The sequence below is a fragment of the Rhodococcoides kyotonense genome (genome assembly GCF_001645385.1).
Taxonomy (GTDB): domain Bacteria; phylum Actinomycetota; class Actinomycetes; order Mycobacteriales; family Mycobacteriaceae; genus Rhodococcoides; species Rhodococcoides kyotonensis_B.
The window spans coordinates 90,085-115,997 of sequence record NZ_LVHI01000004.1 but is presented as its reverse complement, the minus strand read 5'-3'; the positions used below and the strand labels follow the sequence as shown (position 1 = coordinate 115,997).

Sequence of the window (25,913 nt, the reverse complement as noted above, 5' to 3'; positions counted from 1 at the left end):
CGCTAGCGAAGCGCCTGCTGCAGATCCGCGATGAGATCCTCGACGTCCTCGAGGCCGACGGAGATGCGCACGACACCGTCCGAAAGCCCCACTGCCGCACGACCTTCCGGGCCCATCGCGCGGTGCGTCGTCGTCGCGGGGTGGGTGATGAGCGTCTTCGCGTCGCCCAGGTTGTTCGAGATATCGATGACGCGCAACGCGTCGAGCAGTTCGAACGCACGCTTCTTGCCTTCACCCTCCTGCGCGTCCAATTCGAACGTGACGACGGTGCCGCCGCCCTTCATCTGCTTCTTCGCGAGCTCGTGCTGCGGGTGCGATTCGAGGTAGGGGTACTTGACCCACGACACCCCTGGATGCCCTTCGAGGAACCGCGCGATCTCGAGTGCGCTCTGCGTCGAATGTCGAACGCGCACAGGCATCGTCTCGAGACCCTTCAGCAGAGTCCACGCATTGAACGGACTCAACGCCGGACCGGTGTGGCGCATGAGCGTCTGCACCGGACCGTCGATGTACTCTTTGCTCCCGAGAATCGCGCCGCCGAGGACACGGCCCTGGCCGTCGATGTGCTTGGTACCCGAGTAGACGACGACGTCCGCTCCCAGCGCCAGACTGTTCTGCAGCAGCGGAGTCGCAAAGACGTTGTCCAACACCACGGTTGCGCCGGCCGCGTGCGCCAGCTCGGAGACCCGCTCGACGTCGACGAGCGACTGCATCGGGTTCGACGGCGTCTCGAAGAACACCGCCGTCGTCGGAACCGACAGCGCCTCTTCCCACTGCGCGTTGTCCTCACCGTCGACGAAGACGGTCTCGACACCCCAGCGCGGCAGGATCTCGTTGCAGACGACGAAGCACGAACCGAACAGGCTGCGTGCCGCGACCAACCGGTCGCCTGCCTTCAGCAAAGCACCGAGCGCGACGAACACCGCGGACATTCCGCTCGACGTGCCGAAGCACGCCTCGGCGCCCTCGATCAGCCGCAGACGTTCCTCGAACATGCGAACCGTCGGGTTGCCGTAGCGCGAGTACACGAAGTGGTCGATCTCGCCGGTGAACGCCTGTTCGGCCGCACCCGCGCTCTCGTAGACGAATCCGGACGACAGGTAGAGCGCCTCGGCGTTCTCGTCGAATCCAGACCGCATCAAGCCGCCGCGGACACCCAGCGTCCCCTGACCCACGTCCTCTGGCAACGGCTTCGAGAAGCCTCCGCCCTTGGGAATACTCATGACTGCCTCCACGGCAAACCGACCGCACGCCAACCCACAGCACCGCGGTGGCCCTCTGCGTCCGTCGCACCTTCGAACCCGTCGAGAACGTTGTACGACGGCCCGATGCCCGCCGCCGTCGCGGCTTCGGCAGCACCGATCGACCGCTGGCCGGACCGGCACAGGAACACCACGGGACGTTCGCCGTCGACTCCGGCTTCCTTCAGCTGGTCGACGAAGTTCACGTTGCGCGCACCGTTCGGGTAGCTGACCCACTCGATGAGGTGAGTCGGGCGCTCGATCGACGACGTGTCGGGGACGCCGACGTACTGCCACTCGGCGTGCGTTCGAACGTCCACGAGGACCGCGTCCGGGTTCTCGCGAAGCAGCTCCCACGCTGCCTGCGGGGTTATGTCACCTGCATAAGTCACGGATTCAGCCTTTCATGAATTCAACCCGAGTACACATTGCAGACCAGCCACTTGTCGTCCACGCGCACGAACTTCCACTCGTCGTTCGTCGTCGTTCCTGATTTCTCGAGCTTCGTCGGAACTGTAGCGACACCTCGGTCACCGTTCACCTCGTAATCGGTGGGGGCACCATCGACGACGAGCTTGCCGTTCTGCTCGACATCTGCAGCTCTGGCAGCGCTGTAGTCGGCGTCGGAACCGGTGATCAGGGCGTCGACCTGCTGTGAACACGTCGTCTCGCGCAGGGCGGCCGCGTCACCGGTGTTCTGCGCGTCGACGAACTCGGTGATCGCGTCGGTCATCAGCTGCGCCTGCGTGACGTTGTTCTCGGCGGGGGCGAACCGTGCAGCGATGAAGATGCCGGCGAGAATCACGACGACGATGCCGACCGCGATCAGAAACGGCCAGGCCGTGGGTGCGCGTCGTTCACCCGCGTCGGCAGCTGCTGCCGACGCGTTGTTCTGCGCTTCCTCACGGCTGTCGACCCACTGTTGCCTACGTTCACGCCACGACGCCATGTGCCAATCTTCCCCGCCCGGCGAACTCCGGCTACTGCTGGGGTCCGACAGGTATGTCGCCGCGCAGCGTGATGCGATGCATCTTGCGGTGCTCGGTGCCGTAGTCACGGTTCGCGTAGTGCGACGTGCTGCGGTTGTCCCACAGCACCAGGTCGCCGAGGCGCCAGCGGTGACGCACCACGTGCTCGGGTTTCGTCAGATGCGCGTACAGGAAGTCGAGGATGCCGCGGCTCTCGGCTTCGGACACTCCGACGATGTGCGACGTGAATCCCGGGTTGACGAAGATGCCCTTGCGTCCCGTCTCCGGGTGCACCCGAACGACCGGATGTTCGACGGGTACCAGCGACGTCACCTCGGCGCCGTCCCACACGTTGCCTTTACCGCCACGCTTCTGTGCGAGGTAGTAGCCGAACTCGCGGTTGCCGTCGTGCACCGCGGTGAGTTGATCGATCATCTGCCGCACCGGCGCGGCCAGCGACTCGTACGCGAGCTGACTGTCGGCCCAGTTCGTGTCGCCGCCGTGCGGAGGGAGTACGACGGGCCGGAGAATCGACCCCATCGGCGGACGCTGCATGAACGTCACGTCGGTGTGCCACACGTCGGCGAACCCGTTGTCCTGCGAATCGAGCGCGTAGACCTCGGCGGCGACGTCACCGCTGTGATGCACCGGATGCCCGGCCGTCAACTCGCCGAGGCGTCGACCGAATTCGATCTGCCCTGCATCGTCGAGCGACTGTCCGCGCAGCACGAGAACCTTGTGCTCGACGAGGGCAGTGCGGATCGCGAGTATTTCGGCATCGGACGCAGACGCCACGTCGAGACCGATCACCTCGGCACCGAAACTCGGGCCGAACTTGTCGACGGTCAGTACTACCGGGGTTTCGAGAGTGGTCATCTTTCCTCCATTTCTACGCTGCTGCAGCGGCTTTCACGGCATGGCCGACTTCGGCACGCAATGCTGCGAATTCGGGCGAGCCTCGGAGCTCGTCCGCGTCGACCCCGCTGCGAGGCAGGTCGACGGGAATATCGAGGGCCACGCGGCCCGGACGCTGAGTGAGTACGACGATCCTCGATCCGAGGAACGCCGCCTCGTCAGCACTGTGCGTGACGAACACCGACGTGCGTCCCGATTCGGCGCTGACCTGGCGCAGATCCTCCTGCAGCCGCTCGCGTGTCAGGGCGTCGAGCGCGGCGAACGGCTCGTCGAGCAACAACAGCGACGTTTCGGCAGCCAGCGCCCGCGCGATCGCGACGCGCTGCTGCTGACCACCCGAGATTTCCCAGATCTTGCGATCAGCAGTGCCGTCGAGCCCGACGCGAGCCAACAGCTCGTCCCGTCGGACAACGCGCTGGCTCTTGCTCACACCCGCGTACTTCAACGCCAGTTCGACGTTGCCTCCCACGCTCTTCCACGGGAACAGACGCGGCTGCTGGAACACGACGCCCGACGTCAAGCCGGGGGTCGGATCGGTCCCGGAGACGAGAACGCTTCCGGCCGTCGCCGATTCGAAGCCTGCGATCAACCTGAGCAGTGTGCTCTTGCCGCATCCCGACGCGCCGACGAGAACGAGAAACTCGCCCGGCGGCACCGTCAGGTCGACGGGCCCGAGGGCGGTGACCGCGTGGCTGCCGCTGCCGTAGGTGTGCGAAACGTTGTCGATACGAATCGAGCCCGCGGTTTCGAGTTCGGTCTCGAAGGCTCTGTCAATCTTGAAGGACACCGGGCAGTCCCTTCGTGTAGATCGCGTCCTGGAAGGTCTGGAGCGGCGCCGCCTCGGGAATCTGGTTCTGCGACGCCAGGAATTCGGACGCACTCTGCAGGTTGACCGCAATATTTCCGACAGCCCCGTCGGTGCCGAGCCACTCCGAGGACGTCAGTTCCTCGGGCGTGAGGAACACACCCTGGCTCAGTTGGTTGGCCGCCTCGTCCTGGGTGATGCCGATCTCGGCGGCGATGGCCTTGGCCGCCGCGTCGGGATCGTCGGCGATCGTGTTCAACGCGCGGGCCTCGGTCTTGCGCCACGTGTCGACGGCGTCGGGATGCTGTTCGGCAAACGCAGTCGACACGACGCCGAGGTCCAGCGTCGGCTTGCCCGCCGTAGCCAGTTCTCGACTGGCGATGAGCGTCGTCCCCGTCTTGCGCAGCTCATCGAGCGTCGGCAGCCACGTGTAGACGGCGTCGACGTCGCCTCGTTCCCATGCGGCCAGCGACGCTTGCGGCTGCAGGTCCACCAGGTTCACATCCGACGCGCTGAGCCCGGCCTGCTCGAGCGCGGCGAGGAGGCTGTAGTGCGCGGTCGACGCGAATGCGGTGCCGATGCGTTTACCGCGCAGGTCGGCGACATTGGTGATGCCCGTCTCGTTACGTGCGACGAGAGCTTCGTTGTCGCCTGCGACGTCGAGAACGAACGCGACCTGATACGGAATGTTCAGTGGCGCAGACAATCCGCGCGCCACCGGGCTGGAGCCGATCGCACCGAAGTCGAGCTCGCCCGCGATGAACGCGGTGTTGATGTCGGCGCCGGAGTCGAATTTGGTCCACTTGATGTTGTAGTCCGGCAACGCCTCTTCGAGCCAGCCGCTGTTCTTCACGACGAGGTCGCCACTCGGAAACGATTGGTACGCAATCCGAATGGTGGGCTTGCTGTCGTCCGAACTCGAGTTGTCGACGGCGCAACCCGAGAGCGCGAGCGCTCCCACGGCCAGAGCGATGACAGCCTTGGTGATTCTCATATCTTTCCCCTCCAGGGAACTACGCGGCGCTCCAGCGCTCGCAACAAGCCGTCGATGATCAGCCCCGAGATGCCGATGGCGAAGATGCCGACGAGCACGACCGGGGTGTTGTTGTAATTGCTGGCATCCTTGACTGCGCCGCCGATGCCGGGAAGACCGTTGAACAGTTCGGCCGCAACGACCGAGGAGTATGCGATACCGACGGAAAGCCTTATGCCGGTGAATGTTTCGGGAAGCGCAGACGGGATTACGACGTCGCGAATCACGTCTTTTCTACTGGCACCGAGAGCGCGCGCCGCCTCGACGAGGCCGACGGGGGCAGCGAGCACTGCTGCCGTCGTCGCCACCGCCGCCGGAGGCAACGCTGCCAACGCGAGCAACGTGACCTTCGGCGCCTCATCGATACCCAGCCAGATGACGAGAAGGAAGAAGTAGGCCAGGGGCGGCAACGCGCGCAGAAACGTCAGCCAGGGCTCGAGAACTGCGCGCACCCACTTGACGGTGCCCATGGCCAGACCCAGGGCGACACCGAGCGCGATACCGATCAGGACGCCGGCGAACACGCGTCGCAACGTCATGTACAGGTGTTCCCACAGGAGATATCCCTGATAGCCCCGAACGCCGTCGTGCGTCGTCGAAAAATCGACGAACGCTTTCCAGACGGTGCTCGGGTACGGGACGAACGTCTCGTTCCACACGCCGCTCGACGCGGCAATCTGCCACACGCCGATGAATACGACGAGTGAGACGAGCGGGAGGCCGATGGTGGTGAGGTAGCCGCGTCCCGCACGCGTCTTGGCGCGGGACGGCGGGAGCGAGGATCGGACGGGATCGTCGGGGACGACCTCGACGGAAGTGGACATGGCGTCACTTTCGGGGGCAAGGAATGCAGCCCGGCGCACGGCGCGGCGGAGCTGTACAGATGCAGAGACGGGCCTGAGTCAGGCCAAGAGCGCGTGGGGTTCGGTCACCGACAGCACGCGTTGGTGCAGGTACGGCAGAAGTCGACGGCGAGTCGCCGGACCAGGAATGTCGTATGCACGATGCAATTCCTACCCGAATAAGGGGAATACCTCAACCCCCGAGGTTGTGGAGACTGCGGATCGCGCGACGTAGCCTGGAACCAGGACCAGCAGCCCAGATCAGGTAATGCTTAATTTATGCTGGGCTGTCCGTACGTTTCGTCGACGAAGGTAGTTCGCTGCACATGACTGATCAGACTCGTCCACTCCGCGTCGCCATCGTCGGCGCTGGACCAGCCGGCATCTATGCCGCCGACGCTCTCATGAAGTCCGACACCGATGTCAGTATCGACCTGTTCGAACGCATGCCCGCGCCCTTCGGCCTGATCCGCTACGGCGTCGCACCCGACCACCCACGCATCAAAGGCATCATCACCGCCCTGCACAAAGTCCTCGACAAACCACAGGTNCTCATGAAGTCCGACACCGATGTCAGTATCGACCTGTTCGAACGCATGCCCGCGCCCTTCGGCCTGATCCGCTACGGCGTCGCACCCGACCACCCACGCATCAAAGGCATCATCACCGCCCTGCACAAAGTCCTCGACAAACCACAGGTCCGCCTCCTCGGCAACATCGACTACGGCACCGACATCACCCTCGCCGACCTACGCCGCTTCTACGACGCCGTCATCTTCTCCACCGGCGCCAACGCCGACCGCGCCCTGAACATCCCCGGCATCGACCTCGACGGCAGCTACGGCGCCGCCGACTTCGTCTCCTGGTACGACGGCCACCCCGACGTCCCCCGCACCTGGCCCCTCGACGCCGAAAAAGTCGCCGTCCTCGGCGTCGGCAACGTCGCCCTCGACGTCGCCCGCGTCCTCGCCAAAACCGGCGACGAACTCCTCCCCACCGAAATCCCCGCCAACGTCTACGAAGGCCTCAAAGCCAACAAAGCCGTCGAAGTCCACGTCTTCGGCCGCCGCGGCCCCGCACAAGCCAAATTCACCCCGCTCGAACTACGCGAACTCGACCACTCCCCCAACATCGAAGTCATCGTCGCCCCCGAAGACATCGACTACGACGAAGGCTCSGAAGCCGCACGCCGCGGCTCCAAACAGGTCGACATGGTCGCCAACACCCTGCAGGACTGGGCCATCCGCGACGTCGGCGACCGCCCCCACAAACTGTTCCTGCACTTCTTCGAATCCCCCACCGAAATCCTCGGCGACAACGGCAAAGTCGTCGGCCTACGCCGCGGCTCCAAACAGGTCGACATGGTCGCCAACACCCTGCAGGACTGGGCCATCCGCGACGTCGGCGACCGCCCCCACAAACTGTTCCTGCACTTCTTCGAATCCCCCACCGAAATCCTCGGCGACAACGGCAAAGTCGTCGGCCTGCGCACCGAACGCACCGAACTCGACGGCACCGGCAACGTCCGCGGCACCGGAAAATACAACCAATGGGACGTCCAAGCGGTCTACCGTGCCGTCGGCTACCTCTCCCAGAACATCAAGGCCCTGCCCTTCGACGAACAAGCCGGCACCATCCCCAACGAAGCCGGTCGCGTCCAGGACAACGGCGCACACGTGCCCGCCACCTACGTCACCGGCTGGATCAAACGCGGACCCGTCGGCCTCATCGGCCACACCAAAGGCGACGCCAACGAAACCGTCGCCTGCCTACTCGAAGACGCACCGAACTTCGACGGCGCCACCGAGCCCACCGAGCAGGCCGTCATCGACTTCCTCGAAAGCAAGCAGGTCCCCTTCACCACCTGGGACGGCTGGTACCGCCTCGACGCCCACGAACGCTCCCTCGGCGAACCCGAAGGCCGCGAACGCGTCAAAGTCGTCGAGCGTCACGACATGCTGAAAGCCTCCGAACCCGACAAGGCGTGACCGCACGTGCACGAAAATACATAGCCCGCTACGTATTTTCGTGCACATGCGCTGAGCGCTAGCGAAGCGCCTCCCGGATCAAAGCCGCGGCGAAAGCCGCGGCTTCTCCTTTCGGTACGAGGCCTGCCAGTTCGTCCCGATCCGTCGGGAGGCCGAGCTTCTTCGCCTCGTCGAGAGTCTTCTCGTCGAAATACGGCCCGACCCACGGCCACACGTCCTGTACCTCGCGCAGGAAGATGTCCGACCCGGTCGGGCCGATGCCCTCGAATTCCTGGATCAGTTTCTTCGCGGTTCCGACGTCGCCGTCGGCCTTCTCGGCCAGACCCCTGAGGTCACCGCCGTACTCGTCGCCGACGCGCGCGCCGAGCTTCTGCAATCGCGTCGCCGTGCTTTCGTCGTACCGCTTGTAGTGCCCGCGGCCCAACGCGTCGACGAGATCCTGCCAGCCGGCGTCGGCCATCTTCTTCGGTGTTCGGTATCCCGATGCCCACAGCTCACGCGCCGCCGCCACCGCGATGCTCGCCGAGATGCGGGTACTGAGCAGCAGCGACAACACGAGCAGCTCGAACAGCGGTGACGGCTTGTCGTGCAGCGTGATGTCCGCTTCCTCGGCGTAGGTGGTGCTGTCGGCCATGAGCTGGTCGACGGTGTCTCGATGGGAAGTCATACGAGACGACTACCCGCGGCCCCCGACGCTCTACACGCGCACCGCGAGGAGTTTCCCTTCCGTCTCGACCTTGCGCTGATGCTCGTTGAAATCGGGTGCCGCACAGACGAACAGCGTGCGTCCATCGTCGCCGCCGAACCCGCACGCGAAGACGCCGGTGTCGAATTCGAGCTGGTCGACGATGCCCTTCCCTGGTTCGATGTGCACGATCCGCTGACCGAGCGCATCAGCGGCCCACAACGATCCGTCGGTGTCGATGGCACATCCGTCCGCGGCGACGACCAGCTGGCCGAGCGCCGTCGTCATGTCCGTCATGTCGGGAAGTTCGGCGAACTTCGCCCAGTCCCGACGCTCCCCGAGCGAACCGTCCGGGTGGACCGAGAACACACTCACCCGGTTGCCGACGGTCTCGTCGACCAGCAGTTCGCCGTCGGGCGTCAGTGCCATCCCGTTCGGGAAATACAGATCCTTCGCGACGACGTGTGCCGACCCGTCCGGATCGACGCGGATCAAATCGGCGGTCGACGGCTGGGCCAGATTCATCAGGTCGAACCCGAAATTGCCGACGTAGGCACGGCCGCGGTCGTCGACCAGCATGTCGTTGAGGTTCGCATCCACGTACGACGACAGATCGGCATGCACGACGAGAGACCCGTCGTCCTCCCGTCGGAGAATGGTGTGGTCCTTCATGGACACGACCAGTAGACGGCCGTCGGGAAGCCACCCGAGTCCCGACGGCTGCTGCGGAACCTCGGCTTCGACGGTCGCGTCGGAACCGTCCGCATTCGCCGAAAGCACGCGGCCGCTGTAGAAGTCGGAGACCCAGATGCGGCCGTCGTGCCAGCGTGGACACTCGAAGTAGGTGTAGCCCTCGAGAACTACGGAGAAGTCGGGTTTCATGACTCGCATTCAAACACCGCTGCAGGCCCCGGGAAGTCGGAATTACCGAGCTGGCATGCTATTGGTGTGTTCGACGCCCACCGTTACATCCTCGATCCGCAGTTTCCGCTGTTCGAGAATCAGGGCGCACGGGCAGAGCCGTACACGATCACCGACTACGAACGCGACACCGACGGGCTCGGCATCACCGGAGGTGCCGTCATCAGTGCGTCGTTCCACGGCACCGATCAGAGCTTCCTCGTCTCGTCTCTCGAGACGCTCGGATACGGCTGGGTCGGCGTCGCGAGTCTTCCTCCCGACGCCACCGACGAGGACATCCTCGACCTCGACAAGGCTGGCGTGCGAGCCCTTCGCCTCAACCTCAAGCGCGGCGCCACCGACGTCCAGACGCTGACGTCGCAGGCCCGACGGGCTCACGATCTCGTCGGCTGGCACGCCGAGTTGTACGTCGAAGCGTCGATGCTGATGTCGCTCGAACCGATCCTGTCGAAACTGCCCGCCGTCAGCGTCGACCACCTCGGCATGTCGAGACAGGGTCTGCCGTACCTTCTCGATCTCGTCGACCGCGGCGTGCGCGTCAAGGCATCGGGATTCGGCCGCGTCGACATGGACGTCGTCGACACGATGAAGCAGATCCACCGGGTGAACCCAGCGGCATTGATGTTCGGAACCGACCTCCCGGGCGCCCGCGCTCCCCGGCGGTTCCGCGAATCGGACCTCGACCTCGTCGCCGAAGCCGTCGGCGGCGACCTGCCCGCCGTCCTCGGCGGCAATGCGCGAGCCTGGTACCGGGTCAAGTAGTTCCGGTCAGGTGAACAGCACTGCCGCGAGCCACACTCCGCTCGCGACGAGCGCGCCGAACAGTTCGACGAGAATCGACAGGCCTGCCGCCTTCGTGGCGTGAACGGTGGATTGCCAAGCGCCGCTGCGAATTCGGATCAGTTCCGCGACGTAGGTTCCCGCGACGAAGCCGACGAACAGACCGACGACCGGGATGACGAAGAACCCGACGATACCGACCAGCCCGCCGACGATAAGAGACCGCGTCGGGATACCGGCGTCGCGCATCCGGCGACCCGGCCACGTGTATTTCACGACACCACTCGCCACGAGCAACAGCGTCGCGACCGCGAACGTCGTCCACGCCACCGAACCACCGGTCACGAACGCCCACACCGCGATCGCGGCGAAGATCAATATCGTCCCCGGAAGGATCGGCACGACGATCCCGGCCAGCCCGACGACAATCGCCAGACCGACGACAACTTCACCGAGGGCGCTCACCTGACAGGTCGAACCTTGCCCGCGGCCTCGGTGGCGCGGGAACGGGCGGTGTCGACGTCACCTGCAGTCGACACCGCGACGCCCATGCGTCGACGCACGAAGCTCTCGGGCTTGCCGAACAGCCGAAGATCGGTCTCGGGCACGGCCAACGCGTCGGCGACGCCCTCGAAGGCGATGCCTTCCGCGTCGACACCTCCGTAGATCACCGCGGACGCACCCGGAGAAATCAGCGAAACATCGACGGGCAGGCCGAGAATCGCCCGAGCGTGCAGCTCGAATTCGGAGAACCGTTGCGTACGGAGTGTGACCAGGCCGGTGTCGTGCGGGCGAGGGCTGACCTCGGAGAAGAAGACGTCGTCACCCTTGACGAACAGTTCGACACCGAACAGGCCGCGGCCGCCGAGGGCCGTCGTGATCTTTTCCGCGACCTCGCGCGCTGCGGAGATGGCGGCGTCGCTCATCGGCTGCGGCTGCCACGACTCGACGTAGTCTCCCGACTCCTGCAGGTGCCCGATCGGCTCACAGAAGTCGGTTCCCGACGCCGAACGAACCGTGAGAAGCGTTATCTCGTAATCGAAATCGACGAATCCTTCGACGATCACCCGACCGAGGTCGACGCGGCCCCCTGCCAACGCGTAGTCCCACGCCTTTTCGACGTCCTCGGGGCCGCGGACGACGGACTGCCCCTTGCCCGACGACGACATGACCGGCTTGACGACGGCTGGGAACCCGATCGTCGCGAGTGCGCTCTCGACCTCGGCGAGCGAATCCGCGAACGCATACGGCGACGTCGGCAAGTTCAATTCCTCGGCCGCCAGACGGCGGATGCCCTCACGGTTCATCGTCAACTGCGTCGCACGAGCCGTCGGAATGACGGTGCTGCGGCCGCGTCGCTCGACCTCGGCGAGGGCGTCGGTAGCGATCGCCTCGATCTCCGGCACGACGAAATCGGGCTGTTGCGCGTCGATCAGCTTCTCGAGCTCTTCTCCGTCGCTCATGTCGATCGTGAACGCGTGATGCGCGACCTGGTGGCCCGGCGCGTTGTCGTAGCGGTCGACGGCAATCACCTCGACGCCCAAGCGCTGGAACGCGATGATCACTTCCTTGCCGAGTTCACCCGATCCCAGCAGCATCACCCGGGTAGCGCCGGGGGTAAGGGGGGTTCCGATACGGGCAGGCACGTCGCGTTCGCTCACCCGCTCATTATCCATGCCGCTATCGCTTTGACGTCCAATCATAAGTTAACCTCGATTCACCCTGCTCCCCTGCTCTGGAACGAGGATGCGTGTCGAACAAGGATTCATCCAAGAACGGCCCCCTGACGGGGCTTCGTGTCGTCGAACTCGCCGGCATCGGCCCTGGCCCCCACGCTGCGCTTCTGCTCGCAGACCTGGGCGCCGACGTCGTGCGCGTGCAGCGCGGCGGACAGATCGCCGAGCACGACCAGCAGTTGCGTAGTCGCACTCTCGTCGAGGCGAACCTCAAGGACCCCGCCGACATCGAGAAGGTTCTCGGGCTCATCGAACGCGCGGACGTGCTCATCGAAGGTTTCCGCCCCGGGGTGACGGAACGGTTGGGCCTCGGCCCGGACGTCGCTCTGGAACGTAATCCGCGCCTGGTCTACGGACGTATGACCGGATGGGGCCAGGACGGCCCGTGGGCGTCGTCCGCCGGCCACGACATCAACTACATCTCCGTCACCGGCGTCCTGCACGCCATCGGCCGTCAGGGTGAACGCCCCGTGCCGCCGCTGAACATGGTCGGCGACTTCGGCGGCGGATCGATGTTCCTCGTCTTCGGCATTCTCGCTGCACTGTTCGAACGTCAGACGTCCGGCGAAGGCCAGGTCGTCGACGCCGCGATGGTCGACGGCACTGCCGCACTCTCGCACATGATCTGGGGCATGCGAGGCGTGGGCGCCTGGTCCGACGAGCGCGGCGTCAACATGCTCGACACCGGCTGGCCCTACTACGACACCTACGAGACCGCCGACGGCAAGCACATGGCCGTCGGCGCGCTCGAGCCACAGTTCTTCGCCGAACTGCTACGAATTCTCCAACTCGATCCGGCCACGACACCCGGCCAGGGCGACCGTGCACGCTGGCCCGAGATGCGTGAAATCTTCACCGCCACGTTCAAGTCCAAGACTCGCGACGAGTGGGCGGCGATCTTCGACGGCACGGACGCGTGCGTCTCCCCGATCCTGACCTTCGGCGAGGCGTCCGAGCAGCCGCACCTTAAGGCACGGGAAACGCTCATCGAGGTCGACGGCGTCACCCAGCACCGGCCTGCACCGCGATTCTCCCGCACTCCCAATGGGATTCCGACGCCGCCGCCATCGGTGGCAACGGATGCGGACAGCGTCTGGCGCTGACGCACACGTGCGCGCGAATGTACAGCGGGCTATACATTCGCGCGCACGTCAGAAGACGAGAGCCGGTTCGCGCGCGTCCGTGTTCGGGGCGAGCGCACGGTAGGCGCCGGCGGTCGCGCTCACCGCGGCCGCCAGCTCCACCGGTTCGCGGGTGTACGGCAAGCGGATGAACCGCTCGAACGCGCCCTCGACACCGAAACGCGGGCCCGCGGCCAGCACCGCACCGAACGACGGCGCCGTCGCCGCCAGTGCACTGGACACCGGCGTCGGCAGTTCGAGCCACAGCGACATCCCACCGGTGGACCGACGGTAGCGCCAGTCCGGAAGATGTTCGGCCAGAGCAATTTCCAGCGCTTCCCGACGCTCACGCAACTGGTCGCGTCGTACCTCGAGGATGCTGTCCGCGTCGTCGAGCAGAATCCCGGCGGCGAGTTGATCCATGATGGACGTGCCGAGGTCGTGCGCGGCACGTGAGCCGGCAAGACGGCTGATCAACGACGGGTGCGCCCGGATCCATCCGATCCGCAGTCCACCCCAGTACGACTTCGACGCCGACCCGATCGTCACGATGTCCGTGCCGGACACCCGGCCGAACGACGCGACCGGAGGCGGCGGCGGTGCGTCGAGCCACAGGTCGACCATCGTCTCGTCGACGATGAGCGTCATCGACACCTCACGCGCGATCCGGGCGAGTTCCGCGCGACTCTCCGAACTCATGACCCGACCTGTCGGATTGTGGAAGTCGGGAATCATGTACGCGACTTTCGACGCGGTTTGCCGTGCGGCGCTGCGTACTCCATCGAGGTCCCAGCCGTCACCGTCGGGTCCGATCGGCACCGGGACCGCCCGGGCGCCGACGCGTCGCACCGCCTCCACCGCATTGGGATACGTCGGATGATCGATCAGCACGCGGTCACCGGGAGCGGTCAGCGTTCCGAGCAACAGCCGAACTGCTTGCTGCGCACCGGAAGTCACCATGATCTGGTCCGCCGTCGTCGGCAATCCTCGTTCGACGAACCGACGCGCGATCGATTCGCGCAGAACCGCGAGCCCGATCGGCTCCATGCCGTGCGTCGACAGGTACGTCGGAAGCGCTTGCAGCGCAGAGGCGTACGCGTCGGTCATCGCCTCCGTCGGCGCCGACATCGCTGCATGACTCATGTCCACGACCGGCCCGGCCACTTCCCTGGTCTGCAGCAGAAGTCCGTTCGGCCGCGCCATGTCAGGCAGCGTGACCGTGCTGCGCGCGCCCTGCTTGCTGACGAGATAGCCCTCTTCACGCAGGACCGCGTACGACGACGTGATGGTCGTGCGACTGAGGTCGAGTGCCGCCGACAGATCCCGCTCACTCGGAAGGCCGACTCCGAGTGGGATACGGCCGTCGTGCACAAGCAGTCGAATGCCGTCGGCGAGGGCACGGTAGGTGGGACGCGAGGTGCGTCGCCGTCCGGGCGCCCCGTCCGTGTCCGTGCGCCATCGACCTAGATCGCGCGCCAATGACGTTGCGTTGAGTACCCGGGTGGCCATGCCTGCCAGTATTCGCTCGACCGGCCTCGTGAATCAAGTCCAATTTCCGATACAGTGGACTGGTGCCGTTCGCGTTGTTCGATACCGCCCTTGGCCGCTGCGGCCTCGCCTGGTCCGACCACGGGATCACCGCCGTCGCGCTCCCCGAACCCGACGAGCGACTGGTCGACTACCTGCGGCCGTTCGGTGGGTCCGTAGGCGAGCTCGACGGCACGGCCGAACGGGCCGCCACTCAGATCGTCCTCCTGCTCGACGGGTCGCCCGCGGACTTCGCCGCGATACCCGTCGTGCTGGGTGTGTCCGAATTCGATCGTGCCGTGTACGACGTGACCAGTGGCATCCCCCGGGGCGCGACGCTCACCTACGGTGCAGTGGCTGCGCGGCTGGGCCGGCCTCGGGCCGCTCAGGCCGTCGGCCGAGCACTGGGCCGCAACCCGGTGCCGATCATCGTCCCGTGCCACCGTGTCCTCGGCGGCGGACGCGAGGTCGGCGGCTTTTCCGCGCCGGGTGGACCGTCGACGAAAGAGAAGATCTTGGCGATCGAGCGCGTCGCAGGTTTCGGTGAACCGACGCTGTTCTGAGATTCGTTGCAGACGGATCGGCGTCGGACCGCACTTGCACTTCGGTTTCGATTATCTGCGGTCGGATATTCGACCGATAACAAACCGCGATTCTTTTCCGAAGCTCTCTTTACGCACGTGCGGTATTTCAAGCCGAAATCGACACGGCGGAAGCCGAAAGAGCAATCGACTCCGTTTCGTCCGTCCCGGATTTGGAATTCAACGAATCGTCCTCGGGCGTACCGATCGCGAACGCACCGGTTTCCGGCAACCACCCGATCGATCCACGCTCGAACAAGCTGTATCTGCCATAGCCCGTCGGAGTCGGCTTCTCGTTGCTGATGGGGTAGCCGAGAGGCCCGTACGGTCCCCCGTGTGCCATGTACCAGTCGAGAATCTCGCCGTGGACCTCGTGCGCACCGCCGTCGGGAAGAGCGAAGACCGTAGCCTTGGCGAACTCCATCATTCCGCCACCGTTCGGTCCGAGCATGAATTCGCCGGTCGGTTCACCGATCCACGAGTGCTCGTAACCGAATCGATCGAATTGAAACTCGAACACGTCCAGACCGTTGTAAGAATTCGACATCGCCCGCCCCTCCCTAGCATCGCCTGGCGACCATTGTCCGCCCAATTCTGCAACAAAGCCCGCGAATTACCCAGATTGTCTGGTGGACTTCAAGATCAATTCAGTCGCGAAGCAATTTCCGCGGGTATGTCCGGTGAGGTCGGTTCCACGATGGTCCTCGTCCACCCCGACGCCCCGCCGTCGAGCCGGACCAACTGGCTCGGTCCGAGGAGCCACAACTGGTCGCCCGACGCCCAGGCCACCCCGTAGCCGTATTCCGCGGACGACGTGATCGGTCCGCTGTACTGAACCTCGCCGGACGAGTCGGTGATCTGCAGCGTCGGCGAACCGTCGACGCTCACCACCTTCGCCACCGCCGAGCCCGACGGGGAGGTCTGGGGTGCAATCAGGTCCGCGGGGACCGGTGGCGGGGTGGTCGTGGTTGTCGTCGTGACGGGTGGCGTTGTCGTCGTGGGCGGGGGCGTCGTCGTAGGCGGGGTTGTCGGCGCAGGCGTAGGCGTCGTCGTAGTGGGGTCTTGCGTTGTGGACGAAGGCGACGGGGTCGTCGTCGTCGATTGGGCGGCTTGCGGTGCCAGGCGGGCGGCAGCTCCGGCAGGGCCTGCGGGCTGACACGACGTGATCAAAGCGGTCGTGTAGCTGATTGCCCTGGTACCCGTCGCTGCAGAGCGAACGCCGTTGAAGGTCGCTCGCAGCGTGAATGTCCTGGTGCCGACCATCAACAGCGACGCGAGCTGAACCGAGTTGTACGTTCGGGTCGCGCCCGTCGCGGGAGGCAATACGACGGGGTTGGTGACGCCTTCTACCACGGGGGTGAAGCTCAGTTCGTACCCCAGCGCCGGATTGTTCGTCCAGCTGAGCTGTGCTCCGGCGAGCAGTACGTTGTCACACCTGAATCCGCTCGGTACTGGAATGACGGTCTGGATGGCCCCGCTCGGCACGGTCGAGGTGTCGGTCAGAGGTGCGGCCAATGCAACTGGAGGGTTGGAGGACGACAAGCCGACCGCACCGATCGTGGCCAGCACCGCGAACACCGACATCGGCATCTTGCTGTGACGACCGAAGGTTTCCGGTTCGTCGTCGGTCGGCGTCCGTTCCCCGTCCCGCGGCCTGAACGCGATCATCAGCAGAACCCCGACGAACACCCCACCCGCGAACACTGCAACAGGCCCACTCAACCAGGTCACTACGTAGCCCAGCTTCGGCACGCTGAACAGGACCCTGCCTGCTTCCGAGACGACATACGGTTCGGCATCGGGATCCGCGTTCGCATCACCCTTCAGGAACAGTTCGACGCTGTCGCTTCCGACCGCCCCGATCTCGACGACGCGGTGAGTGATGCCGTTTCCCGCGGCATCGGTGACGTTCACGATGTCGCCCACACGCACGTCGACGGCAGGCGTCTTCTTGCTCAATGCCAGCGCGCCCGTCTCGATGGCCGGTGACATCGACCCAGACCTGAACACCAGAGGGGTCACACCGAACACGAACGCGGACAACGCCACCAGAACGCACAGCAGGCCTGTCAGAGCTCCGATGGTGAGCGCGGTCTCGCGTAACCATCGTCGCGGCCTTCGGTCGTGCGCATCGACTCGCACTGCGTCGGTACTCATCTACGACGACGTCGCCACGAGCGAGTAGGTCAATGTTCCGGACGCAGGCGTTGCCGGCGCTGTAGCAGTCGACGGCATCGTCACGCTGATACACAGCGGATCGGTGTCGTTCCGCGCGAGAGGCCTGCTCAAATTACCCGCTGGGGATGTCTGTTGAAAGAACTTCGACGGAGACAGACCCGACACCGTGCTCAATGCCGTTCCCGTACAGGCTGATCCGGCGTACACCGAGGTGTTCAGCAAGGCACCCAGCGTCGCATTGCTCGCGACGACCGAGATCGTGTACGTGAACGGCACGGAATTGTTGTTGCGGACCGTCAACGGAGCAGACACCGTATTGCCCGGAGCGATGCCCGTGCTCGATAGCGACGTCAGCGTGACGTTGTCCGCACCCGGCGCCGTGTCACCGATCGTGATGTCGATCGTTCCTGTCGTGAACGTACCCGACGTCGCCGTCGACGTATCCGACCACGCCGCAAGGGTTCCCACCGCACCCAGGCCGAGAACGATGCCGATCGACATAATGGCTCGGGCACGGGCGCTGATTACTGCCGCCCCCACCCGGGACACCACACTGCGCTTCTCCGTATGACGCGCCATCACGAGTACGCACCTTCCCGTTCACCCGAGGCCGTCGCGCACTCGACGTCGTCCTCGTTGTCCCAGCGCACCATCAATTCCACGACCGACTGCGCATTCTGCGTTGCATTTCCTGCATTCACAGCCATATCGACCGTGGCCCCGATACGACGCTTCTCGTGCGCGCCCACCAACACAGCTCCACACCCCGACGAGTACGGCGTTCCGTCGATCGACACCGTCAAGGATTCGCCGAATTTTCGGTTGTCGGTCCGAACCTGCACCTGAATACGTCCATCGTTGTCCGTGTCGTTGAAGACATGGAAGGCCACGTCGCGCCGATCACCGGGAACCCATCGAATCTGCTTGTCCAACAGAGGAGTAGGAAGTACATGCTCCCACGTCACGCCGTCGTAGCTGTACCCGACCGCTTGCACCGGCCGAGCCGAGCCGGTCCCGAGCAAGACCACGATCGCCAATGCCGTGACCACAATTGCGCAGGGCACGGCAACGTCCTTGTTCACGACGCCGCCCTCCGCTTCTTCCGGTGATCCAGTCCAGCTCCGACGAACATGAACAACGCGTACCCGGCGAGGCCGATCACTATGACTGTCACCGTGATTCGGCGCTGTTCGCCGTTCAGCCAGTTGTTGACGTAACCCATGTACGGCACCGAATACCAGACCTTGCCGCGAACCTGACCGATCTGCACTGGGTTCTCGTCGTCGGATCCATTGTTGTCGCCGCGTGTGACGTACGTCGTGACGCCGCCGCCGGACTGTTGCGTCGCGACGATTCGGTGCGTCACCACATCGGGCTTGCCCGACTCGATCTGGTACGTGATCGGGGTGCCTACGGTCAGCTCCGAGCGATCGGCGGGCTTGACGACGACGAGAGTTCCGGGTGGGTAGGTGGGCTTCATGGAAGACGTCAGGATCGTGTACGGCGTCGAACCCGACACGCGCGGAACGACGACCGTCACAGCAAGCACGAAAAGCATTGCGGCAAGCAAGGTATACGAGACGACGCGACTGACCCACCACCACACACCCGTGCGATCGTCGACTGGCTTCTCAGCCCGAACCACGGGGATGACGTCGGTGTCTTCGGTACTCATGTCTGGTCCGCCCGGAACGAGAACTTCACGGTCGACGACTGGTTCTTCGGCGGATCGACCCCGACCGCGAGACGAAAGCACCAGACCTCACCGGCTCCGGGTGCAAGCACCCTGGACCCCGGTGCAAGCGGAGCCTGCGCGCCGGCTGCATTGCCGGTGTACAACTGCGTCGCCCCGGTCGGGTCGACCGTCGACGGGCAGTTCGCGGTCGCGGCAACGATACTCGCGGTCAGCGTCAATGGAACCGTCCCCGTCACCGTTGTCGTCTGCAAGCGATAGCCGAACGGGACCGTGCCCGCGTTCTTCACGGACAGCGGCGCCTGAGAGAACCCGTTGGGTCCGAGGTTCGTCGAGCCCAACGCAGCAAGCACGTAGTCGTTCACCTCGGCTCCCGTGGGTCCGACCTTGATGTCCAAGGTGCCGGAGTTGATGGTGCCCCCACTTACCGCGGCATCGTCACGCCACAACGCGCCCGTCGTCTGTGCTGATCCGAGGACCACCACCACGACGACGGACGCGGCTGCGAGGGCCCAGTATCGGCCGTGCTTGATCACAGGTCAGCGATCAGGGACGTACCTGATCGAGCGTCAGGGTGAAATCGTTCAGGTTCACCGACTGATTCTGAGCGATCAGATCCGGAGTCGTCTCGTCGAAGGTGATGGTGACCGTTACCTCGATCGTCTGGGTGGGAGATGTCAACGGGAGCGGTACAGCCGACCCGCTGGCCAGTGCAGGACCGCCGTCGACGGAAACCTGCGGGTTCAACCTGGCGGCGAGTTCGTTTCCACCACCGATGCCCGTGAAGTCCGCGGTGATCGTCGCCGCGATGTTCTCACCGGCCGAATTGACCGTGTACGTCGTGTCGTACGTGAGAACATCGCCCGGCACGATGAGGTATCCCGACGGATCGGCACCGATGACGACGTTCGGCGTGACGGAGATGTCCGTCCAGACGCCCGGCGCCCCGCTCGGCTCGAAATTCAGCTCACCCGAGTTGATTTCGCCGCCACCGACGGTTTCGGTGTCCTGCCACAGAGCGAAGGACCCGAGACCACCGAGCAGCAGTACGGCCGAAACACCCGCTGCTACGGCGCCTTTTGTTGCCTTGTTCATACGATTCTCTCTTCGTGTGGGCCCGAGCTTTCTCAGGCCGATGAGGAGACCCAGCTTCTTCGGGTCGGGTGGCCGATGCCGGCCCGCGCACCTGGTGCGTCGTCCATTGTTTCGCAGGTACCGAGGGGTCTGTTAGCGACGCAAAGGAAAAAGGTAAAAGGTATTTTTGACTGCTTTTTACCAACCGGACGTTACATGCTGCGACGGTGTGTAAAGCTGACCGTTCGTTCGAATGCAGTAACGCGAAAACCTCACGATGCCCGACGCTCCGCCCGCAGGCGCACACCTACCCGACCCGATCGGCTGAAACCGACCACGAGGTTTATCCAATTCGTTACCTGCCGATCCGCGGTTCAGAACGAGAAAGGCCCCGCAGCATGAATGCTGCGGGGCCAAGGGCGCGGCGGATCAGGAACCGAGAATGTCCCGACGCACGATGGTTTGGTCGCGGCCAGGACCCACACCGATGCACGAAATGTGGGCACCTGAAAGCTCTTCCAGACGCAGCACGTAGTTCTGCGCGTTCTGGGGCAGGTCTTCGAACGTGCGCGCACCGGAGATGTCCTCCCACCAACCGGGCATCTCTTCGTAGATCGGCTTTGCGTGATGGAAACCGGTCTGCGTCATCGGCATCTCGTCGTGGCGAACCCCGTCGACGTCGTAGGCCACGCAGATCGGAATGGTGTCGAGGCTGGACAGGACGTCGAGCTTCGTCAAGAAGTAGTCGGTGATGCCGTTGACACGCGTTGCGTAACGAGCGATGACGGCGTCGAACCATCCGGTGCGTCGCGCGCGACCGGTCGTCACGCCGACCTCTCCACCCTGTTTCGCGAGGTACTCGCCGTGATTGTCGAACAGTTCGGTCGGGAACGGGCCGGACCCGACGCGCGTCGTGTAGGCCTTCAGGATGCCCAGGACGGTCGAGATCTTGTTCGGGCCGATACCGGAACCGACCGCGGCACCACCGGACGTCGGGTTGGACGACGTGACGTAGGGATAGGTGCCGTGATCGACGTCGAGCAACGTGCCCTGCGATCCTTCGAGCAGAACCGTCTCACCACGCTCGAGTGCCAGGTTGAGTTCGAGGCGAGTGTCCGAGATGCGGTGCTTGAAGCTCTCCGCCTGCTCGAGCACCTCGTCGACGACCTGCTGAGGATCGAGAGCCTTGCGGTTGTAGATCTTGGACAGCACCTGGTTCTTGAACTCCAGCGCCGCCTCGACCTTCTGCGTCAGGATCTTCTCGTCGAGAACGTCCGCGGCACGCACCCCGACACGGGCGAGTTTGTCCTGGTAGCAGGGGCCGATGCCGCGTCCCGTCGTACCGATCTTCTTCGCGCCGAGGAAGCGCTCGGTCACTTTGTCGATGGCCACGTGGTACGGCATGATCAGGTGCGCGTCGGCGCTGAGCAGCAGGCCGGAGGTGTCGACGTCGCGCGATTCGAGGCCGGCGAGCTCGTCGAGCAACACACCCGGGTCGACGACGACGCCGTTGCCGATGATGTTCTTGACGCCAGGAGTCAGGATGCCGGACGGAATCAGGTGCAACGCGAACTTGTCACCGTTGGGGAGAACAACCGTGTGGCCGGCGTTGTTGCCGCCCTGGTAGCGGACGACCCACTGCAGCCGCTCGCCGAACAGATCTGTCGCTTTGCCTTTGCCCTCGTCGCCCCACTGGGCGCCGATCAGGACTATCGCCGGCATGTGCTCTCCTGGTGTGTTTCGCGTGCTGTGTCTCGGGCGATGGTTGCTGCCAGACGCATGGGCAGGCCGGGGGGTCAGTCTAGCCGAGTCCGTGTGTCGTTCCGGCTCCGCACCGGCCCGGACACCACTTGACGCTACGGTGGACGTCGAACAACGGCCTCTAGGAGCACAGTGAGAAACATGCGCGCACGTTCTCGTCCGATCTGGCGGGCACCGTCGGTAGGGCAAGCACTGTGACGCCGTTCGTCTTCCAGTGCGGCACTCCGCCTGTGCCCATTTCACTGACCGACGTGCCCCTCACCTCCGCATCTCCGATCCCGACCGTCGAGGAGTGCGATGCATTGTTCTCGGCCATCGGGACGGTCGTCGATGCTCGGGTCATCGTCCTCGGCGACGACGCGGCACTGGCGGCCGTGTTGACGAGGCTGATGCGGACCGAGCGTCTGCACGTCGAACTCGCCTACGTTCCCGACTCGGCCACCGCGGCATGCCACATCTACCGCCTCGGGACGGGCGCACGCGCGGCCAAAGTGGCGATGACCGGAACCGCGACGCCCACGCCGCTCATTCGCGACGACGCAGGCAAGGCCGTCGTGGGCCGGGCCGTCGTCCACGGTTCCGGTGAGCGGCTCGAAGGTGAGGCGTACGTCGACGACACGCAACTCTTCTCCGGTACCGCACCCGGAGTCGAGGTGGTACCCACACCGGAGATGCCGGGACTGAAGGCACGTGTGACGGGTCGACGCCGACTCTTCCGGTATCGCTGGGTGGCCGGACGCGCGATGCAGTTGGGCGCGATGGCAGCTCAGCTCGTTCGCGACGGCGTCCCGGGCGACCGCGTAGTCAAGCGGTCGACGTTCTACCGCCACGACCAGGAGTGGTTGCTGGTCCGTTGAGCATCTCGCCGATTCGACGCTCGGTCCGACCGAGCCCGGTCTTCCTCGCGGTGGTCGTCGCCGCTGTCGCGGGTGGTGTCGTCGCGTGGACCGCATCGTCGCCGACGGCCGTCTCGGCGCGCGTCGGTGTGTTCGTGCTCGTTTTCGCCGGCTGGATCGTGACGGTCTGCCTGCACGAGTTCGGCCACGCGTACACCGCGTATCGCGCGGGTGACCGTGAAGTCGAGCTGCGCGGGTATCTGACGCTGAATCCCGTCAAATACAGCCACCCGCTGCTGTCGATCGTGCTGCCCGTGGTGTTCATCGCGATCGGTGGAATCGGACTTCCCGGCGGGGCGGTGTACCTGCGTCAGGGGATGTTCGCGCCCAAAGCGCAGCGCCGCATTTCGCTGGCCGGTCCCGCCACCAATGCGATCGTTGCCGTCGTTCTCCTGGTCGTCATCCGCCTGTTCGGAACGGACGGCGACCACCTCGCTTTCTGGTGGGGCCTGAGCTTCCTCGCGTTCCTGCAGATCATGGCGACCGTGCTGAACCTGCTGCCGGTCCCCGGTCTCGACGGGTATGCCGCACTCGAACCGTCGCTGTCCTACGAGACGCGACGCGCTCTGGCGAATTTCAAGGCCTACGGCATCCTGATCCTCGTCGCGTTCCTGCTCGTCCCGCAGATCAACGCGGTCTTCTTCGGCGCGATCTACTGGCTGTTCGGGCTCTCGGGGGTTCCGGAAATCTACGCGCAGTACGGCAACTATCTGATGCGGTTCTGGCTGTGACGTCAGGCGTTCCGGTCTGCCATTTCGAGCGCGACCGCACGCAGAGCCCGACGTAGCCGGGCAGGGGCGAGCACTTCCACACCCACGCCGAGAGCGGTCACCTGACTCAGCGCGACGTCGAACGTCTCGAGCCGCAGATCCGTCGTCGTCCAGCCGTCGGCGCCGGGAGCAGGCATCGGATCAGGCGTCGCCTCTCGCCCGATCACACCCCGCAGCATGTGGACCGCAGCAGGAGACAGCCTGACGCGGCAGTCGAATCTCAGCAACGCGCGGTCGAATCTCGCCGTGGACTCGGCCCACCACGTCGCAAGATGGAAGCCGTCGGGACGCTCGACCTCGCCGTCCTGAAGTTCGACGCTCGAGGTGCGGTCCACTCGGTACGACAGAACCGTCGACTCGCGACGTGCGACGAGGTACCAGACTCCGGCCTTCGCCACGAGGCCCAACGGGTCGACCCGCCTGGTCGATCCGCGGTAACCGAGCTCGATCGGTCGTCCGGTGAGTACGGCCGTGCTGATCGTCGGCAGGTGCTCGTTGGCCGCCGGCTCGGTGAACCAGCCTGGAGCGTCGACATACAGACGCTCGCGCCACACCTGCGCGCCTGCCCGAAGAGGCATCGGCAACGCGCCGAGGAGCTTGTTCTCGGCCGCCGCGGTGGCGTCGGAAAGCCCGAGGTCTGCCGCGATCGACGGGACCCCGAGCAACATCGGCGCCGACGTCTCGACGCCGGTCATGCCGGTCAATTTCGACTGCCAACCGTCGAGAAGTCGAACGCCGCCGCCCGGTCCGGACTCCGTCCACAGCGGCACTCCGGCCGCGCCGAGTGCTGCGATGTCGCGGTAGATCGTGCGCACGGACACTCCTGCCTCGTCGGCGAGAGCCTGTGCGGTCGTCGCGCGGCCGTGCTGCAGCGTCAGCATGAGCTGCAGAAGTCTGGACGAACGCACCACGCGAATATTACTGACACACGATGTCAGTGACCAGGCTGCACAATTTCGTCATGGCTTCCTGGAGACAATTCGAGACCGATGCACCCGACCTGGCCAACGCGGTAGCCGCACGCCTCACCGCTCACAAACATCACGTCCTCGCGACACTTCGTAAGGACGGATCGCCACGAGTGAGCGGCACCGAGGTGGAGATCGGCGAGAAGACCCTACGACTCGGTTCCATGCTGAACGCGCTGAAAGTACAAGATCTGCGCAGAGATTCGCGGTATGCGATTCACAGCAACCCCGGTCATCATTCGATGGACGGGGGCGACGCGAAGATTTCCGGCACCGCCGTCGAGTTGACGGACCCGGTCGAACTTCAGAAGATCTTCGACGCCGCACCGCCGGAATTGACTCCGTACAACGTGTTCGACCTGGACATCACCGAAGTGGTGCTGACGTCACTCGTCGACGATCACATGCAGATCGACCTGTGGCGACCGGGGCTCGGGGTGAAAACGTTCACCAAGTGAGTTCGTCCTTGCACGTCGACCCGTGCGCAGTGGGTTCGACCTGAACGGTCGCGTGGTCGAGACCGTACGTCGCGAGTACGGTCTTCGCGCGCTGGAGCAGCACCGAACCGGATCCGTCGCACTCGAGATGTACGGTCGCGACGTCCATGCCCGTGGTGAGCGTCCAGACGTGCAGGTCGTGCACCCCGACCACTCCGGGCAGCGCTGCGAGATCCGCTTCGACGGCTTCGACGTCGACGTGTCCCGGGCTCGCCTGCGTGAGGATGCGCAGCGCCGCGCCTGCGAGTTTCACCGCGCGCGGGATGACCCACAGCGAGATCAGAACACCGACGACGATGTCCGCCCATGTCCACCCGAACACGAGCAGCAGGAAGCCGGCGACGAGCACTCCGACACTGCCGACGGCGTCGGCGAGCACTTCCATGTAGGCGCCGCGCACTGCGATGCTGTCTTTCGCATCGCCTCGAATGAGCAGCATGACGACGAGGTTCGCCGCCAGACCCGCCGCTGCGGTGAGGATCATCGCGAGGCCGGGAATGTCCGGCGCGTCGCCGATCCGGTCGATTGCCTCGTACATGATGAACGCGGCGACGCCGAGCAACAGCACTGCGTTCGCGACGGCCGTCAGCACCTCGGCGCGATGCCACCCGAACGTGCGAGCCGCGACGGCGCTGCCCTTCCTGGCGAGTAGGAGCGCGACGAGACCCATCGACATTCCGAGGACGTCGGTCAGCATGTGTCCGGCGTCGGCGAGCAGACCGAGGGAGTCGATGACCAGCGCGACGGTGGCTTCGAGGATCAGAAAGGCCACGAGGATCGCCAGTGCGATCACCATGTTGCGTATCCGCTTGGTCGACGGCGCCGCCGACTCGCCTGCGCCCGTGATGCCATGACCGTGCCCGTGTCCGGCGCCCATGTCTCCCCTTGGTCGAAGTAGTTGCCGGGCTCACCATATGCGTACATGCGCATGTG

Annotated in this window: 28 protein-coding genes and 2 pseudogenes; 8 read left to right on the top strand and 22 right to left on the bottom strand. The window is 64.9% G+C overall.

The genetic code is table 11. The annotated features are described in order from the left end of the window. Window positions 1-2: 2 nt before the first annotated feature. Genes A3K89_RS03695 through A3K89_RS03665 form a run of 7 tightly spaced genes read right to left on the bottom strand, consistent with a single transcriptional unit; the run spans window position 3 to window position 5,786 of the window. Window positions 3-1,223 carry an O-succinylhomoserine sulfhydrylase gene (locus tag A3K89_RS03695; RefSeq protein ID WP_068421953.1) on the bottom strand — a complete coding sequence of 407 codons (1,221 nt, stop codon included), beginning with the start codon at window positions 1,221-1,223 and terminating at the stop codon, window positions 3-5. Continuing rightward, window positions 1,220-1,633 (bottom strand): rhodanese-like domain-containing protein, encoded by a 414-nt coding sequence (locus tag A3K89_RS03690; RefSeq protein ID WP_068421951.1) that lies wholly within the window; start codon window positions 1,631-1,633, stop codon window positions 1,220-1,222. The genes A3K89_RS03695 and A3K89_RS03690 overlap by 4 nt, the downstream gene beginning before the upstream one ends. A 20-nt stretch (window positions 1,634-1,653) precedes the next feature. Next, on the bottom strand, window positions 1,654-2,190 hold the full coding sequence (locus A3K89_RS03685; RefSeq protein ID WP_068421948.1) for an Rv0361 family membrane protein: 537 nt from the start codon (window positions 2,188-2,190) through the stop codon (window positions 1,654-1,656). A gap of 31 nt (window positions 2,191-2,221) precedes the next feature. Continuing rightward, window positions 2,222-3,085, bottom strand: a complete 864-nt coding sequence (locus A3K89_RS03680; protein WP_068421946.1) for a TauD/TfdA dioxygenase family protein — start codon at window positions 3,083-3,085, stop codon at window positions 2,222-2,224. 13 nt (window positions 3,086-3,098) lie between these two features. Then, window positions 3,099-3,911 (bottom strand): ABC transporter ATP-binding protein, encoded by an 813-nt coding sequence (locus A3K89_RS03675; RefSeq protein ID WP_157105210.1) that lies wholly within the window; start codon window positions 3,909-3,911, stop codon window positions 3,099-3,101. Beyond that, a complete protein-coding gene (locus A3K89_RS03670; protein ID WP_068421944.1) occupies window positions 3,895-4,923 on the bottom strand; it encodes a taurine ABC transporter substrate-binding protein in 1,029 nt (342 codons plus the stop codon). Before A3K89_RS03670 ends, A3K89_RS03675 begins: the two co-directional genes overlap by 17 nt. Further along, entirely contained in the window at window positions 4,920-5,786 is an 867-nt protein-coding gene (locus tag A3K89_RS03665; protein ID WP_068421942.1) for an ABC transporter permease, read from the bottom strand. Before A3K89_RS03665 ends, A3K89_RS03670 begins: the two co-directional genes overlap by 4 nt. 344 nt (window positions 5,787-6,130) lie before the next feature. Between A3K89_RS03665 and A3K89_RS26820 the strand changes: the two are divergent. Together A3K89_RS26820 and A3K89_RS26815 are read left to right on the top strand one after the other, a co-directional pair. Beyond that, window positions 6,131-7,120, top strand: a pseudogene (locus A3K89_RS26820) (FAD-dependent oxidoreductase); the annotation flags it as partial. Window positions 7,121-7,270: 150 nt separating this feature from the next. Next, window positions 7,271-7,792, top strand: a pseudogene (locus tag A3K89_RS26815) (pyridine nucleotide-disulfide oxidoreductase); the annotation flags it as partial. A 58-nt stretch (window positions 7,793-7,850) separates the two neighbouring features. Here A3K89_RS26815 and A3K89_RS03655 read toward each other — a convergent pair. Continuing rightward, window positions 7,851-8,459 carry an endonuclease gene (locus A3K89_RS03655; protein ID WP_068421940.1) on the bottom strand — a complete coding sequence of 203 codons (609 nt, stop codon included), beginning with the start codon at window positions 8,457-8,459 and terminating at the stop codon, window positions 7,851-7,853. A gap of 30 nt (window positions 8,460-8,489) precedes the next feature. Continuing rightward, window positions 8,490-9,359, bottom strand: a complete 870-nt coding sequence (locus A3K89_RS03650) for an SMP-30/gluconolactonase/LRE family protein (RefSeq protein ID WP_371828783.1) — start codon at window positions 9,357-9,359, stop codon at window positions 8,490-8,492. Window positions 9,360-9,425: 66 nt separating this feature from the next. On the opposite strand from A3K89_RS03650, the gene A3K89_RS03645 reads away from it, so the two are divergent. Beyond that, window positions 9,426-10,160: an amidohydrolase family protein gene (locus tag A3K89_RS03645; protein ID WP_068421935.1), complete on the top strand. Its 735-nt coding sequence runs from the start codon at window positions 9,426-9,428 to the stop codon at window positions 10,158-10,160. A 6-nt stretch (window positions 10,161-10,166) separates the two neighbouring features. On the opposite strand, the gene A3K89_RS03640 is transcribed toward A3K89_RS03645, so the two are convergent. Both A3K89_RS03640 and purT read right to left on the bottom strand, forming a co-directional pair. Continuing rightward, entirely contained in the window at window positions 10,167-10,643 is a 477-nt protein-coding gene (locus A3K89_RS03640) for a DUF456 domain-containing protein (protein WP_068421933.1), read from the bottom strand. Then, window positions 10,640-11,854: a formate-dependent phosphoribosylglycinamide formyltransferase gene (purT, locus tag A3K89_RS03635; protein WP_068421932.1), complete on the bottom strand. Its 1,215-nt coding sequence runs from the start codon at window positions 11,852-11,854 to the stop codon at window positions 10,640-10,642. Before purT ends, A3K89_RS03640 begins: the two co-directional genes overlap by 4 nt. A gap of 74 nt (window positions 11,855-11,928) precedes the next feature. Between purT and A3K89_RS03630 the strand changes: the two genes are divergently transcribed. Then, the gene (locus A3K89_RS03630) at window positions 11,929-13,017 is read left to right on the top strand and encodes a CaiB/BaiF CoA transferase family protein (RefSeq protein ID WP_068421930.1); all 1,089 of its coding nucleotides are present in this window, start codon (window positions 11,929-11,931) and stop codon (window positions 13,015-13,017) included. 48 nt (window positions 13,018-13,065) lie between these two features. On the opposite strand, the gene yczR is transcribed toward A3K89_RS03630, so the two are convergent. After that, window positions 13,066-14,544 carry a MocR-like transcription factor YczR gene (gene yczR, locus A3K89_RS03625; RefSeq protein WP_068421928.1) on the bottom strand — a complete coding sequence of 493 codons (1,479 nt, stop codon included), beginning with the start codon at window positions 14,542-14,544 and terminating at the stop codon, window positions 13,066-13,068. 62 nt (window positions 14,545-14,606) lie between these two features. On the opposite strand from yczR, the gene A3K89_RS03620 reads away from it, so the two are divergent. Continuing rightward, complete coding sequence (locus A3K89_RS03620; protein ID WP_068421925.1) at window positions 14,607-15,125, top strand: methylated-DNA--[protein]-cysteine S-methyltransferase; 519 nt, start codon at window positions 14,607-14,609, stop codon at window positions 15,123-15,125. A 127-nt stretch (window positions 15,126-15,252) separates the two neighbouring features. Here A3K89_RS03620 and A3K89_RS03615 read toward each other — a convergent pair whose 3' ends face one another. The 8 genes from A3K89_RS03615 to A3K89_RS03580 all read right to left on the bottom strand — a co-directional run bounded on the left by A3K89_RS03615 (window position 15,253) and on the right by A3K89_RS03580 (window position 21,810). Continuing rightward, a complete protein-coding gene (locus tag A3K89_RS03615) occupies window positions 15,253-15,690 on the bottom strand; it encodes an LGFP repeat-containing protein (RefSeq protein WP_084423555.1) in 438 nt (145 codons plus the stop codon). A 95-nt stretch (window positions 15,691-15,785) separates the two neighbouring features. After that, entirely contained in the window at window positions 15,786-17,300 is a 1,515-nt protein-coding gene (locus tag A3K89_RS03610; RefSeq protein ID WP_068421922.1) for a signal peptidase I, read from the bottom strand. Next, on the bottom strand, window positions 17,301-17,900 hold the full coding sequence (locus A3K89_RS03605; RefSeq protein WP_068421919.1) for a SipW-dependent-type signal peptide-containing protein: 600 nt from the start codon (window positions 17,898-17,900) through the stop codon (window positions 17,301-17,303). Continuing rightward, on the bottom strand, window positions 17,900-18,403 hold the full coding sequence (locus A3K89_RS03600) for a hypothetical protein (RefSeq protein WP_068421916.1): 504 nt from the start codon (window positions 18,401-18,403) through the stop codon (window positions 17,900-17,902). Before A3K89_RS03600 ends, A3K89_RS03605 begins: the two co-directional genes overlap by 1 nt. Then, window positions 18,400-18,996: a signal peptidase I gene (locus tag A3K89_RS03595; RefSeq protein ID WP_068421913.1), complete on the bottom strand. Its 597-nt coding sequence runs from the start codon at window positions 18,994-18,996 to the stop codon at window positions 18,400-18,402. The genes A3K89_RS03600 and A3K89_RS03595 overlap by 4 nt, the downstream gene beginning before the upstream one ends. Further along, window positions 18,993-19,550, bottom strand: a complete 558-nt coding sequence (locus A3K89_RS03590; RefSeq protein WP_068421911.1) for a hypothetical protein — start codon at window positions 19,548-19,550, stop codon at window positions 18,993-18,995. The genes A3K89_RS03595 and A3K89_RS03590 overlap by 4 nt, the downstream gene beginning before the upstream one ends. Window positions 19,551-19,560: 10 nt before the next feature. Continuing rightward, on the bottom strand, window positions 19,561-20,109 hold the full coding sequence (locus tag A3K89_RS03585) for an alternate-type signal peptide domain-containing protein (RefSeq protein ID WP_068421908.1): 549 nt from the start codon (window positions 20,107-20,109) through the stop codon (window positions 19,561-19,563). A gap of 408 nt (window positions 20,110-20,517) precedes the next feature. Continuing rightward, window positions 20,518-21,810 (bottom strand): adenylosuccinate synthase, encoded by a 1,293-nt coding sequence (locus A3K89_RS03580; protein ID WP_068421905.1) that lies wholly within the window; start codon window positions 21,808-21,810, stop codon window positions 20,518-20,520. A gap of 233 nt (window positions 21,811-22,043) precedes the next feature. On the opposite strand from A3K89_RS03580, the gene A3K89_RS03575 reads away from it, so the two are divergent. Next, window positions 22,044-22,706: a hypothetical protein gene (locus A3K89_RS03575; protein ID WP_174551355.1), complete on the top strand. Its 663-nt coding sequence runs from the start codon at window positions 22,044-22,046 to the stop codon at window positions 22,704-22,706. Continuing rightward, window positions 22,703-23,476, top strand: coding sequence for a site-2 protease family protein (locus A3K89_RS03570; RefSeq protein ID WP_254303397.1), 774 nt, complete (start codon window positions 22,703-22,705; stop codon window positions 23,474-23,476). Before A3K89_RS03575 ends, A3K89_RS03570 begins: the two co-directional genes overlap by 4 nt. Window positions 23,477-23,478: 2 nt before the next feature. On the opposite strand, the gene A3K89_RS03565 is transcribed toward A3K89_RS03570, so the two are convergent. Next, entirely contained in the window at window positions 23,479-24,423 is a 945-nt protein-coding gene (locus A3K89_RS03565) for a helix-turn-helix transcriptional regulator (RefSeq protein ID WP_068422255.1), read from the bottom strand. A 53-nt stretch (window positions 24,424-24,476) separates the two neighbouring features. On the opposite strand from A3K89_RS03565, the gene A3K89_RS03560 reads away from it, so the two are divergent. Next, window positions 24,477-24,941, top strand: a complete 465-nt coding sequence (locus tag A3K89_RS03560; protein ID WP_068422252.1) for a pyridoxamine 5'-phosphate oxidase family protein — start codon at window positions 24,477-24,479, stop codon at window positions 24,939-24,941. On the opposite strand, the gene A3K89_RS03555 is transcribed toward A3K89_RS03560, so the two are convergent. Continuing rightward, complete coding sequence (locus A3K89_RS03555) at window positions 24,931-25,857, bottom strand: cation diffusion facilitator family transporter (RefSeq protein ID WP_068421897.1); 927 nt, start codon at window positions 25,855-25,857, stop codon at window positions 24,931-24,933. The genes A3K89_RS03560 and A3K89_RS03555 overlap by 11 nt on opposite strands. Window positions 25,858-25,913 lie beyond the last annotated feature (56 nt).

Bases quoted from the DNA above. Each gene is read 5' to 3' on its own strand.
- A3K89_RS03695 (WP_068421953.1), bottom strand. From the start codon at position 1,223: ATGAGTATTCCCAAGGGCGGAGGCTTCTCGAAGCCGTTGCCAGAGGAC.
- A3K89_RS03685 (WP_068421948.1), bottom strand. From the start codon at position 2,190: ATGGCGTCGTGGCGTGAACGTAGGCAACAGTGGGTCGACAGCCGTGAG.
- A3K89_RS03680 (WP_068421946.1), bottom strand. From the start codon at position 3,085: ATGACCACTCTCGAAACCCCGGTAGTACTGACCGTCGACAAGTTCGGC.
- A3K89_RS03670 (WP_068421944.1), bottom strand. From the start codon at position 4,923: ATGAGAATCACCAAGGCTGTCATCGCTCTGGCCGTGGGAGCGCTCGCG.
- A3K89_RS03665 (WP_068421942.1), bottom strand. From the start codon at position 5,786: ATGTCCACTTCCGTCGAGGTCGTCCCCGACGATCCCGTCCGATCCTCG.
- A3K89_RS03655 (WP_068421940.1), bottom strand. From the start codon at position 8,459: ATGACTTCCCATCGAGACACCGTCGACCAGCTCATGGCCGACAGCACC.
- A3K89_RS03650 (WP_371828783.1), bottom strand. From the start codon at position 9,359: ATGAAACCCGACTTCTCCGTAGTTCTCGAGGGCTACACCTACTTCGAG.
- purT (WP_068421932.1), bottom strand. From the start codon at position 11,854: ATGGATAATGAGCGGGTGAGCGAACGCGACGTGCCTGCCCGTATCGGA.
- yczR (WP_068421928.1), bottom strand. From the start codon at position 14,544: ATGGCCACCCGGGTACTCAACGCAACGTCATTGGCGCGCGATCTAGGT.
- A3K89_RS03615 (WP_084423555.1), bottom strand. From the start codon at position 15,690: ATGTCGAATTCTTACAACGGTCTGGACGTGTTCGAGTTTCAATTCGAT.
- A3K89_RS03610 (WP_068421922.1), bottom strand. From the start codon at position 17,300: ATGAGTACCGACGCAGTGCGAGTCGATGCGCACGACCGAAGGCCGCGA.
- A3K89_RS03605 (WP_068421919.1), bottom strand. From the start codon at position 17,900: ATGGCGCGTCATACGGAGAAGCGCAGTGTGGTGTCCCGGGTGGGGGCG.
- A3K89_RS03595 (WP_068421913.1), bottom strand. From the start codon at position 18,996: ATGAGTACCGAAGACACCGACGTCATCCCCGTGGTTCGGGCTGAGAAG.
- A3K89_RS03585 (WP_068421908.1), bottom strand. From the start codon at position 20,109: ATGAACAAGGCAACAAAAGGCGCCGTAGCAGCGGGTGTTTCGGCCGTA.
- A3K89_RS03580 (WP_068421905.1), bottom strand. From the start codon at position 21,810: ATGCCGGCGATAGTCCTGATCGGCGCCCAGTGGGGCGACGAGGGCAAA.
- A3K89_RS03560 (WP_068422252.1), top strand. From the start codon at position 24,477: ATGGCTTCCTGGAGACAATTCGAGACCGATGCACCCGACCTGGCCAAC.
- A3K89_RS03555 (WP_068421897.1), bottom strand. From the start codon at position 25,857: ATGGGCGCCGGACACGGGCACGGTCATGGCATCACGGGCGCAGGCGAG.